At 57.0% G+C, this 12,062-nt stretch carries 10 protein-coding genes and 1 riboswitch; of the genes, 8 read left to right on the top strand and 2 right to left on the bottom strand.

Annotated elements, in window-relative coordinates; all coding sequences use genetic code 11:
• Window positions 1-12: 12 nt before the first annotated feature.
• Complete coding sequence (gene cbiB / locus H6F57_RS11870; protein WP_199294730.1) at window positions 13-1,014, bottom strand: adenosylcobinamide-phosphate synthase CbiB; 1,002 nt, start codon at window positions 1,012-1,014, stop codon at window positions 13-15.
• Window positions 992-1,435: an Rrf2 family transcriptional regulator gene (locus H6F57_RS11875; protein ID WP_190629701.1), complete on the bottom strand. Its 444-nt coding sequence runs from the start codon at window positions 1,433-1,435 to the stop codon at window positions 992-994. The genes cbiB and H6F57_RS11875 overlap by 23 nt, the downstream gene beginning before the upstream one ends.
• A 234-nt stretch (window positions 1,436-1,669) precedes the next feature.
• Between H6F57_RS11875 and H6F57_RS11880 the strand changes: the two genes are divergently transcribed.
• From H6F57_RS11880 to H6F57_RS11915, 8 genes are all read left to right on the top strand, one after another.
• Entirely contained in the window at window positions 1,670-2,074 is a 405-nt protein-coding gene (locus tag H6F57_RS11880; RefSeq protein ID WP_073608402.1) for an AbrB family transcriptional regulator, read from the top strand.
• A 271-nt stretch (window positions 2,075-2,345) separates the two neighbouring features.
• Complete coding sequence (locus tag H6F57_RS11885; RefSeq protein ID WP_190629699.1) at window positions 2,346-3,854, top strand: hypothetical protein; 1,509 nt, start codon at window positions 2,346-2,348, stop codon at window positions 3,852-3,854.
• Window positions 3,855-3,865: 11 nt separating this feature from the next.
• Window positions 3,866-4,582 carry a C40 family peptidase gene (locus tag H6F57_RS11890; protein ID WP_190629697.1) on the top strand — a complete coding sequence of 239 codons (717 nt, stop codon included), beginning with the start codon at window positions 3,866-3,868 and terminating at the stop codon, window positions 4,580-4,582.
• Window positions 4,583-4,615: 33 nt separating this feature from the next.
• Window positions 4,616-5,599 carry a lysylphosphatidylglycerol synthase domain-containing protein gene (locus tag H6F57_RS11895; RefSeq protein WP_199294731.1) on the top strand — a complete coding sequence of 328 codons (984 nt, stop codon included), beginning with the start codon at window positions 4,616-4,618 and terminating at the stop codon, window positions 5,597-5,599.
• Window positions 5,600-5,665: 66 nt separating this feature from the next.
• Complete coding sequence (locus tag H6F57_RS11900) at window positions 5,666-6,673, top strand: glycosyltransferase family 2 protein (protein WP_190629695.1); 1,008 nt, start codon at window positions 5,666-5,668, stop codon at window positions 6,671-6,673.
• A gap of 81 nt (window positions 6,674-6,754) precedes the next feature.
• A riboswitch (cyclic di-AMP (ydaO/yuaA leader) is annotated at window positions 6,755-6,908 on the top strand.
• Between the two features lie 106 nt (window positions 6,909-7,014).
• Window positions 7,015-8,352, top strand: coding sequence for an SLC13 family permease (locus tag H6F57_RS11905; RefSeq protein WP_190629693.1), 1,338 nt, complete (start codon window positions 7,015-7,017; stop codon window positions 8,350-8,352).
• Window positions 8,353-8,991: 639 nt separating this feature from the next.
• Window positions 8,992-9,858: a hypothetical protein gene (locus tag H6F57_RS11910; protein ID WP_190629691.1), complete on the top strand. Its 867-nt coding sequence runs from the start codon at window positions 8,992-8,994 to the stop codon at window positions 9,856-9,858.
• A gap of 335 nt (window positions 9,859-10,193) precedes the next feature.
• Window positions 10,194-11,813, top strand: a complete 1,620-nt coding sequence (locus H6F57_RS11915) for a 2-isopropylmalate synthase (protein WP_190629689.1) — start codon at window positions 10,194-10,196, stop codon at window positions 11,811-11,813.
• Window positions 11,814-12,062 lie beyond the last annotated feature (249 nt).

A 12,062-nucleotide genomic window follows, 5' to 3' on the forward strand; every position in this document is an offset into this window, starting at 1 on the left:
AGTAGTGCCCTATTATCCTTGACCGAGCATCCCTAGGCCTGCTATGACAGCTACGCCCAGGCCAGTCCACAGCAGGAAGCCATGGCGGGTGAGGGTAAGGGCCGCGAGGATGCGATCGCCCGTGATCGGCACCACCGCATCCCCCAGCAGCGGCTTCTCCTTCACCTGCCCTCTATATACGTTCCGTCCGCCCAGCTGCACCCCTAGGGCGGCGGCGTAGGTGCACTCGCTCCACCCCGCATTGGGGCTGGGGTCAGCGGACGCATCGCGGCGGCAGAGGTGCCAAACCTGCTGGGGCCGTCCTGATAACAGGGCAATGGTAAGCACTGTCAGTCGGCACGGCAGCCAGGTCAAAGCGTCCTCAAACCGGGCGCTAAACCAGCCCATGTAGGTGTAGGGCGCTTCTCGGTAGCCGACCATCGAATCCAGCGTGCTGGCGGCCTTGTAGGCCAGGGCTACGGGCACGCTGCCTAAGGGCAGCAAGGCCCCCACGAGAGCGTAAAACAGCGGGGCCATCACCCCATCGGTGGCGTTCTCGCTTACGGTTTCTAATACGGCTCGCAGTATTTCAGGCTCATCCAGACTGGCGGTGTCGCGGCCTACATAGAGGGCCAGACGCTCCCGCGCCAGGGAAATATCGCCCAACTCCAGCGGGGCCAGCACATCTTCCGCCGCCCGTCGCAGGCTGCGTCCGGCAAAGCAGCTAGCCAAGAGCACCACTTCGCAGCCTATCCCCACTACAGGATGAACCATTCCGCTCAGGCGCACCATGCCCCACCCGACAGCTCCACTGCCGAGAATGACGCCTAGCCCAAGCATGACGCCCAGCGATCGCTCCCCCAACGGCGATAACTTGAAACGAAAAATACTTTGAGAACCCCAAGTAATCGCCTGGCCGATCGCCTGCACTGGATGGGGCCAGCCCCAGGGGTCGCCAACGATGCGATCGAGGGCGGCTGCCAGCCCCACTATCGCTGCCCGTTCAGCCCAGCTAAACCACAAAACTGACATCATCCCCCTGGGCCGCCTGCCAACTGCGGGCATCAAAATACAAGTCTTCCAGGGAAATACTATAGAGGGCTTCCTTCAGCTTTTGGGATAGTCGGTTCCACACGGCAAAGGTAACCCAGTCCTCGGCCTGGTCGGCCTGGGGGCTGTGGCGAGGTAACGGGTCAACCTGTTCGCCTACGGCTGCTAATATTTGGCCCAAAAAAATTTGGTCAGCGGGCTTGGCCAGGCGATAACCACCTTGGGGACCGCGCACCGATTCTACAATGCCCGCCCGCCGCAGCTCAATCAATAGCTTTTCCAAATAAGGCGGCGGTAGCCCCTGACGCGCCGCAATGGTGTGCACCGAAACCGGGCGACGGGAGGGATGCAGCGTCAAGTCGAGCAGTGCTTTAACACTGTAATGTCCGCGAGTTGTTAGTTTCATCTAGTTAAATATCCCGTCGGTTGTCACTATTCTACGGTGTTCATGAAAGACAAAAAGAGGGCTTTTTGTGCCTTGGGGTTACACAATTAGGGAGCTAAAAAATAGAGAGTGCAAAAAACTATTTCGCTGTAGTATCATTTTGCATGTTGTCATTAAAGTAGAGCCAGGTAGAACAGTTTTGCTGTTTCTGCTCAAAATGTCTGGAGCAAACCGTTGTGAACGAGAATAGAGTTAATGGCTAACGCAACTCAGGTAGAACCCCTAGTCGGTCAAGAGCTACTGCAAAAGGTCAAAAATCTTGACGAACTCAGCAAAGAAGAGAAGGCTAAAGCCTGCGGTTATTACACATTGACCAAGGCGGGCAATCCCCGGGTCAACATGATGAAATTTCTCAACGCCTTGATTGAGGCGGAGGGCATTCAGCTTGACAGCGCCCAGAATGGCAACGGGCGCGGCGGTCGGAGCGCCAGTTTTCGCATTACGGTGCAGTCTAACGGCAACCTGCTAATTGGCTCAACTTATACCAAGCAAATGGGGCTCAGACCCGGCGATGAGTTTGAAATTACCCTGGGGCGTAAGCACATTCGCCTCAAGCAGTTGGGAGAAAACGGCGCTTTGCTGGATGACGAAGACGAATAAAAAGCTCTGGTAACCAGTACTCTCTTCGGCTTTAGAACAATGGTGATCCGTTTTTAGATCGCTTGAGTACAATGGGCGAACCAAGTCTACGATAGGTTGGTTCGCTCTTTTTTAGTGCTCTCTAGCCACCGACCAGGCTTACTATTTGCTCTTCTTTGTAGAGTTTAAATAGCCTGAGCGGCGATTTTTTGCTGTTGAAGTCTAGGGCATGGGTAGATCGTCAGCATCGGGTAGGTTGAGGTTTAAAGATGCAGAATTGTACGGTTAGTCTATGAACTTTCCTATAGTTTTAGACATTGCCCTGGGGCTAGTCTTTATCTTTTTTGTGCTGAGCCTGCTGGCCAGCGAGGCTCAAGAAATTATTGGCACGCTTTTGCAGTGGCGGGCTGAGCACTTGAAGCAGTCAATTGAGGTGCTGCTAGCGGGCAATGACCGAGATAGAGAAGCGTCGGCCCAGGCCTTAGCCGATGCCCTTTACGAAAGCCCTTGGATTCGCAGTCTAAACCAGGAGGCGAAGGGGTCGATCGCGCGATCATTTCGGCGCATTTCGCACTTGATTGGCCGCGTTTACCGCACCCTGACAGGTCAGCGCAATGTGTTTGGGGCGGGCAAAACCAGCGGCCCGTCCTACATTCCGCCCGAGGCTTTTGCCAACAGTCTGCTAGAGCGCATGCAGCTGGGCAACCTGTGGCAGGTGCTGGCCAACGATCGCATCCACGGTTTTGCCCGCGATCGCGTGCTCGGCCCCGTAACCAACATTCTCAGCGACCTCAAGGCCAGCACCGGCAACGAGTTTCTGCTCAACACCGAGCTTCAGCAGCTGGAGCAGGGCATTCACACGATTATCGACGACTTTCGGGCGGGCATTGTCTCGCTGCCTGAAAGCCTCGATCGCGTCGTCAATCGCCTAGATGAGTTTGGGCTGATGGCGGCGGATGTATTACCTGACGGCCATCCCCTCACCGAAACCTTTTTGCGTCGCCTGGAGTACATCAAGCGTGGGCTGGCCAGTACCCCCACCGAGCGGGCGGCGATGCTCAGCAAGCTGCGCCCCAACGTGGCCCAGCTGCTCGACATTTTTGACGATAAAAGCCCCGCCTATAGCGAACTGAGACGACTGGCCCAAGGCGGCAACCTCGATGCCCAGGCTCTGATCGATCGCTTAGCCCAGACCCCCATTACCCCGGCTTTGCGCAGCAGTCTGGCAGCGATCGCCCGCAAAGTCGAAATCACCGCCGACACTGCCCGCGACGATGTCAAACTGTTTGGCCTCGAACTCGAAAAGTGGTTCGATCGCGGCATGGAGCGGGCCACTGGTGTCTACAAGCGCAACGCTAAGGCGGTTGCGCTGCTGATTGGCATTGCCACAGCGGTATCCATCAACGCCGACTCGTTTCACATCGCCACGCGACTGGCCGTAGACCCCATTCTGCGCAACTCGATTACCCAAACCGCCGACCAGCTCGTAGCTGAATCGACCGGCGATTTTAACCAAGAAATTGAGCAGGTGAAAACCGCTGTCAACCAGGCCCTCGACGAGATTCCCTTTCCGTTGGGCTACAGCGAGGTAGTGGTGCAGCAGCAGCTTGCCGCCGAGCAGTCGTGGCCGGTCCCCTTTGTGCCGCGCCGTCTGCTGGGCTGGCTGGTCAGCGGGTTCGCCATTTCTATGGGGTCGACCTTCTGGTTTAGTGTGCTGAAGAAGGTGGTGAATGTGCGGAATACGGGGGATAGGGAAGGTGAGGGAAAGGGGGGGAGGGAGAGGGAAAGATGGGGAAGGTGAGGGTGGTGACTATGGATTCGAGTGCGGCATTCTCTAGTCAAGAAGCATTATCGGCATCCTTAGGGAAGGAATATGTCTGTGGTCGAGCGTTGAACCTCTACAAAACGGACGAGTTCGAGGGGTTAGTGACTCAGGCGGCGGTGGGGAGGCACTTACGGCTGGTGGAGGCCTCTCCCCAGGCCTACGCGGTGATACTTTGCGAAGACGACTATCCAGGCTGGATCAGCGCTACCGATGGGGATACGCTCAAGCTTGCTGAGCAGCCCTATCAGCCTGTCTCCCTCGATCGCAGCGCCATTGAGCTTCGCCTGCCGGAGGCGATCGCCTTTACACAGCGGGCAATGGCCACCCCCAATACCTACCTCTGGGGCGGCACCGTTGGCCCCAACTACGACTGCTCAGGGCTGATGCAGGCGGCCTTTGCCTCGGTGGGCATTCGCCTGCCCCGCGACTCGTACCAGCAGGAGGCCTTTACCCAACCCATCAGCTGGGATGAGCTGCTGCCGGGTGACCTAATCTTTTTTGGCACCCCAGAACGCACTAAGCATGTGGCCCTTTACCTGGGTCAGGGCAACTATATTCACAGTTCAGGAGTTGATCAGGGCCGCAACGGCATTGGCATTGACTCGTTAACCGATCTGTCGCACCCTGTGAGCGCGGCTTACCATCGGCAGCTGCGCCGAGCGGGGCGGGTAATGACCAGCTACTGCTCGGGAGTCGCGGTATAGTCCAAGCAGCGTTTGCCTGTTTGAGGGTTGCCCTTGTCGTTTTTGAATGCTGCTGGGCTAAAGCGGCTGAAGCCCCTGGCTCGCTGGGTAGTGGTAGGTGCGGCGATCGCCTTCTTGCTCCACACCCTGGTGCGCCACTGGGCCGACATTAGCGCCCTGCGCATTAGCGCCCAGGGCTGGAGCCTGCTAATGCTGGCCCTTGGCGTGACGCTGCTGGCCCACATCTGGGCCGGCTGGGTGTGGAGCTGGGCCCTGCAAGCTTTGCAACAGCCTATCACCGGCAGCTGGAGCGCCCCCGTTTATCTGCAAACCAACCTGCTAAAATATCTGCCCGGCAACGTCTGGCACTTTTTTGGCCGGGTGCGTGCCCTGCGCAATGTAGGGGTTGACAACGGCTCCGCCATTGTTGGCGTCGCCCTGGAACCCCTACTTATGGCCGCCGCCGCCTTGGTAGTGGGCATCGCCACCCCCACCCACTACTGGCCCTTTCAGCTCCTAGGCCTGGGCATCGTCCTCGTTACCCTTTCCCCCCGCTGGCTCAACCCCCTAGTCAATCGCCTCAGCCGCTCCAAAACCGCCAACCAACCAACTGAAGATTCTCTCCCCTCTCCCCCACCCTCCCCATCTCCCTCACCTCCCTTACCCCCTATCCCTCACCCCACCCCTGGCCTCCGCCACTATCCCCTCAAACCCCTATTCGGCCAGCTCGGCTACGTAGCTCTGCGCGGCGTCGGCTTTTGCCTAGTGCTGAGCGCCGTGACACCGCTAGCGGCGAGCAATTGGCCCAGCACTATCAGCGCCTTTAGCCTGGCCTGGCTGGGGGGGCTAGTGGTGCCGGGCGCACCGGGTGGGCTAGGCGTGTTTGAGGCGATCGCCCTCAGTCTGCTACAGGGCCAGTTCTCTGCTGCCGTGGTGCTCAGCGCCGTGGTGCTTTACCGGGTGGTCAGCACCCTGGCCGAGGCTCTGGGTGCGGCATTGGCCACTTTTGATCAAGGCCTTTCCAGTACACTCAAATAAATTGTTGTATGCCCAGGCGGCATAGATTGTCGTTTTGCCGGTCTCACCTGTTGTGCTGAAGCTGCCATGACTACCCATTCTCCCTCGGTTTCTGCACTGCCAGCTTTGACTGTCCCTATCGACATTTCGGTGGTGGTGCCGGTGTACAACGAGTACGACAGCCTACCCACCCTCGTCCAGGCGATCGCCGCGGTGCTCGATGGGCTGGGCTACACCTATGAAATTTTGGGAGTAGACGACGGCTCCACCGATGGATCGAGCGATCGCCTGCGCGAGCTGGCCCAGCAATATCCCCAGCTGCGAGCCGTGATTTTGCGCCGCAACTACGGCCAAACCGCCGCCATGGCCGCTGGTTTTGACCATTCTCGGGGCCAGATCGTCATCACTATGGATGGTGATCTGCAAAACGACCCCGCCGACATTCCCCGCCTGCTCGATCGCCTCAACGAAGGCTACGACCTGGTCAGCGGCTGGCGCAAACACCGCCAAGACAACACCTTCACCCGGCTGATTCCCTCCAAAATTGCCAACTGGCTAATTGCCGGGGTCACAGGCGTTGAGCTACACGACTACGGCTGCTCCCTCAAGGCCTACCGGGCCGAAGTGATCCACGACCTCAATCTCTACGGCGAGCTGCACCGCTTTTTGCCCGCCCTGGCCTTTATCGAAGGGGCCCGCATTACTGAAATGCCCGTCACCCACCATGCCCGCCGCTTTGGCACTAGCAAATACGGCCTGGGCCGCACCCTGCGCGTGATGATGGATATGCTCACCGTTTACTTTATGAAGAAGTTTCTCACTCGGCCCATGCATGTCTTTGGCAGCCTGGGGCTGGTGTCAATGGCGGCAGGTATCATCCTGGGAGTTTATCTCACCCTGCTGAAGATTTTGGCCGGTCAAGATATCGGCGATCGCCCGCTGCTGGTGCTGGTCGTCGTGCTGTTGCTGGCTGGCATTCAGCTATTTAGCTTTGGCCTACTGGCCGAACTGCTCATGCGCACCTACCACGAATCGCAGCAGCGTCCGATCTACCGGGTACGTGAGGTGGTCAGCAAGACTTCAGCCAAAGCTTAGCTCGCCCTCAGCATCCAGTGGCCCGTGGGCATTTGCGGATTGTTGATCCGGGGCAAATGTGCTAAATTCGCATGCAACTCAATAGTTACGCGGCCTAATTCAGCGCTCGTTAAGAGCGAACTGGTGCGGAGGAACCAACTTTTGGGGCTTATCTCAGGGCGAAACGCATCGCCAGAGAAGGGGATCTCTCACCCCTCGCCCGTCAGCTAACTCCGTCGGCCTTGGGAGAGAACGTACTGGAAGCTTTTCTAACGCTACCCGTGGTTCTCCTACGATAGTTAACCTCTCGATGATATTTTTCATCGGAAGGTTTCGCTTAGCACCACAACAGGAGACAGGCTATGGAAACCTGGTCTGCGATCATCGCTTCGGTGATCTTTTTTGGGGTCTTGGCCCTGATTGCCACTGAGCGCATGCACCTCACCGTTGCGGCCTTTTTGGGCGCAATGCTGCTGATATTTTTTCATGTGCTGACCCTCGATCAAGCCATTGGCTACATCGGCAATAGCCACGCTACCCTGGCGCTGTTCTTTGGGGTGATGGTGATGGTGCGCGCCTTTGAGCCCACCAAAATTTTTGAATTCTTAGCCACTCAAATGGTGATTATGGCGCGGGGCGAAGGCAAGCGACTGCTGCTGGGCATTGTGGCCATTACCACCCCGGTCTGCGCCATGTTGCCCAACGCCACCACGGTCATGCTGCTGGCACCACTGATTCCGCCCATGGCGGCAGAACTCAACATCAACTTTGTGCCCCTGCTGATTTTGATGGTGTTTGCGGCCAACAGCGCTGGCCTGCTGACCCTGGTAGGCGACCCAGCCACCTTTATTGTGGGCGACGCGATCAACATGAGCTTTTTGGACTATCTCACTAAGCTCAGCCTGGGGGGTGTGGTGGCGATCGCCACCATCGTCGTCATGCTGCCCATTCTCTTCCCCGACACCTGGAACAAAAAGCTGGCTAACCTCGACCACCTGCCCCACCCGGTCGTTAACCATCCCCGCATGCTGGCCTTGGGCGGGCTGATTGTGGCTCTAGTGCTGGTGCTGTTTGTAGTAGGCGACACGTTGCCGGTGCCCATTTCTCCGGCGGCGATCGCCCTGCTAGGGGCCGCTCTCTGCCTGCTGCTCACCCACCACAGCGGCATCGACACCGTGCACAACATTCTGCGCGATGTCGACTGGAGCACACTGATCTTTTTTATGAGTGTGTTTGTGCTGATCGGCGGCCTGCAAGAAACCGGGGTGATTAGCTCGGCCTCAGGTCTGCTGGGGGTTGTGATTGGCCAGAACATCGCCCTGGGCGCAATGCTGCTGCTGTTTATCACCGGCATTCTCTCTAGCCTGATACCCAACATTCCCCTGGTGGTGGCGATGGTGCCCCTGCTGAAGGAATACCTGGTCAACGTCAATTTGGCGGGGCCGGAGCTGCTGTCGCCCGACTTCGCCGGGCAGATTCCGCCCGAGATTTTACCCCTGTTTGCGGCGATGATGTTTGGGGCCACCCTGGGCGGCAACGGCACCTTGGTTGGCGCATCGTCAAACATTGTGGCGGCGGGGATTGCTGAGCAGCACGGCAAGCCAATCTCGTTCCGACAGTTTTTGAGTTACGGTCTGCCGATCATGGCATTACAGTTAATCACCATTAGCGCCTACGTGGGCATCCGATTCCTGCTGTAGGTGATAACTAAAACAAACTCGACTTGCTTGTAGTCTGTCAATAGCTAGATCCAGTTAGGGCAATTCTCTACGAGTCGTCAACGGTATTAAGGGTGCGTTACTTCTTTGGGTAACGCACCCTTTTTTAGTCTGGAGGCTTTGGGAAGCGTCAAAGGACGGATTTCTGCTGAGAAAAGTCTGTGCGCTTAGAAGAAAAGGCTCCCTTTGTGCGGGTAATACTTAACAACGGGGAACTGGAATAGCCCCATCAGCCGAACAGTATTCGAAGGCACTGTCGAGGGATAGATATTTGGGAAAAATCGCACAACTCCTAATCGACCACTACTATCTTTTCACCAAAAAAATAAATTATTTTTGTGTTTTCATCCTGAATGTAGATCTGCCAAATTTGTGGGGATCATCTCATCCTTGCGAAAGACTTCACTTTTTGAAATTGTCCTTAGCTTGGATTGAGAGCTTGTGAAGCTTAGAGTTTGATCTCTCGCTTTTTCGATCTGTTTTTCTAGGCTCAAACCTTCTCAGTTTAGAGAAAACCATCAAAAAAGCAAGAAGCACAGAATTCTGGGTCACAAGCCAAGATTCTTTTGCCGTCGAAAAGCCGTCGCGAATCTTGTACAAGATCCAAATTTGAGGTCCGTTATGAAACGACTATCCATAGGAACGATTTCAGCACTCTTTCTAGCAGGGGCAGTTGCGCCTGCTGTCTTAGCCGATACCCACGGGACTTTGCAGACGCAAACCCCCCGCCAAACGCAAACTCCTGGGCAGACACAGACCCCTCGCCAAGGACAAACTCCTGGGCAGATGCAAACTCCTGGGCAGATGCAAACCCCTCGCCAAGGACAAACTCCTGGGCAGATGCAAACTCCGGGCCAGGCTCCTATCCAAGCTCCTGAGCGGGTCCCTGGGCAAAGCCCGGGCGCGTACCCTAACCAAACTCCGGGGAACGAAATCCCCAGACAACCCGACAACTCTGGGCAGATGCAAACCCCTCGCCAAGGACAAACTCCTGGGCAGATGCAAACTCCTGGGCAGATGCAAACCCCTGGCCAAGGACAAACTCCTGGACAGATGCAAACTCCGGGCCAGGCTCCTACCCAAGCTCCTGAGCGGGTCCCTGGGCAAAGCCCGGGTGCGTACCCTAACCAAACTCCAGGCAACCAAGCCCCTAGACAGTCTCCGAATTCTGGGCAGATGCAAACTCCTGGGCAGGGCTCTTCGCCCAGCGCTGAGTTTGACAGCATGGGCATGGGTTCATCTCTCTCCAGCGATCTAGTGAGCCCGTTCCAGCTGGCCTACATGGCCGTTAGGGGTGAGCTAAACGCAGGCGGTGGCGATAACGGTTACTCACCTTACAGGGCGCGCCATGGTACTGCTGAGGGTCGCAACATTGTTGAATCTGCCATCAACCAAGGCTATATCAGCCGCAGCCTCATGGAAGACCAGGGCTACATTGACAGCGTTAACCAAATTCTGAGAATGCAGGCTGAAACCTGGAGAGATTAACGCACTCTGATGAGCAGGGCTCTAGGGCCAATCTGCCATTCATAGGCCATCCCTGCCGAGTTCGATCGCGATCGAGCCGGCAGGGATGGCCTGTTTTTAGGGGCGCTAGGGGTGACTGGGCAGAAACTCTGTCTGGATGCAGCGGCTGTGTCACCGATCGCTCAAAATGTTTAGGGCTAAGTCGTAGCGATTCCGACTTTGTACCGGTAGAATAGTTAGACCCGATACATTTGTCTGATCTGCTTCAGAACCGGATAGCCTTGCGATGGCCATCTTCTGGAAAACGATCTGCCGTCGATCTAACATCCTCTACCGTTTACTCCGTGGAAGTCACCATGAGCAACCCGCCCAGCCCCGATCGCATTCTCATCTTTGACACCACCCTACGGGACGGCGAGCAGTCGCCCGGTGCCACCCTAAATGTGGAAGAAAAGCTGGTGATTGCGAAACAGCTGGCGCGGCTGGGGGTTGACATCATTGAGGCGGGGTTCCCCTTTGCCAGCCCTGGCGACTTTGAGGCGGTGCAGAAAATTGCCCGAGAAGTCGGCACTGCAAACGGTCCCACAATTTGCGGTCTGGCCCGCGCCACCAAGGGCGACATCGAGCGAGCTGGAGAAGCAATTAAGCCTGCGGTGAAGGGGCGAATTCACACGTTTCTCGCCACCTCCGACATTCACATGCAGTACAAGCTGCGCAAGAGCCGCGAGGAGGTGCTGGCGATCGCCCCAGAGATGGTGGCTTACGCCAAGACCTTCACCGACGATATCGAGTTTTCGCCCGAAGATGCGGGCCGCTCTGACCCCGAGTTTTTGTATCAGGTGCTGGAGGCGGCGATCGCGGCTGGGGCCACCACCGTCAACATCCCCGATACCGTGGGCTACCTGACGCCGAGCGAGTTTGGCGACCTGATTCGCGGCATCAAAGCCAACGTGCCCAACATCGATCAGGCCGTCATCTCTGTCCACGGCCACAACGACCTGGGCATGGCGGTGGCCAACTTTCTCGAAGCGGTGAAGGCTGGGGCGCGCCAGCTGGAATGCACCATCAACGGCATTGGCGAGCGGGCAGGCAACGCCGCCCTCGAAGAACTGGTGATGGCTATGCACGTGCGCCGCGCCTTCTACAATCCCTTCCTGGGTCGTCCGGCCGAGTCGGAGGAACCCCTCACTAACATCGACACCCGCCAGATCTACAAAACCTCGCGCCTAGTGTCGAATCTGACCGGTATGTTTGTGCAGCCCAACAAGGCGATCGTGGGGGCCAACGCCTTTGCTCACGAGTCGGGCATCCATCAAGATGGCGTGCTCAAAAACAAGCTCACCTACGAAATCATGGACGCCCAGTCCATTGGTCTGACCAACAACCAGATTGTGCTGGGCAAGCACTCGGGCCGCAATGCCTTTCGCACTCGCCTGCAAGAGCTGGGCTATGAACTGGATGACCAGGCCCTCAACCGCGCCTTTTTGCGGTTCAAAGAGTTGGCTGACAAGAAAAAAGAAATCACTGACTGGGATATTGAGTCGATCGTCAACGATGAAACCCAGCAGGCCCCGGAGCACTTTCACCTTGACCTGGTGCAGGTTTCCTGTGGCGACAGCGCTAAGCCCACTGCCACCGTCACCATTCGTACTCCTGATGGGCAAGAGCTGATGGATGCTGCGATCGGGACTGGCCCGGTGGATGCGGTTTACAAAGCCATTAACCGTGTGGTGGATATTCCCAACCAGCTAATCGAGTTCTCGGTGCAGTCGGTCACCGAGGGCATCGACGCCCTGGGCGAAGTCACTATTCGCATTCGCTACGAAGACCGGGTATTTTCAGGCCACGCGGCGAATACCGACATTGTGGTGGCCTCCGCCCATGCCTATCTGCACGCTCTCAACCGTTTGCACACATCGTTGCAGACCGGGCAAGCCATCCATCCCCAGCGAGAAACGGTGACGGCTGCGCTGTAACACTCACAGAGCAAATGGGGGGCTGATTCGCTGTGGGGGGAAGAATCCTAATGGCGTTTCAGCTTCTCACACCCAATCTTGAGGGGCCAGGCGAAGGTTATAAAGTCTAGGGCTAGGCTGCTCAAACGCCCCTAGGTTATGCCTTGTGAGAATTAGGGCAGTGTGATCTAGATTTGATAACGGTTCGGGTCAGGGGTTGCCAGAGTCCTTGCATCCTACCCAGTGGTTTCGGTCAATCTACTGCACCCG

This window comes from Leptolyngbya sp. FACHB-60 (genome assembly GCF_014695775.1).
In the GTDB taxonomy this organism is placed as follows: Bacteria; Cyanobacteriota; Cyanobacteriia; order Phormidesmidales; family Phormidesmidaceae; genus Nodosilinea.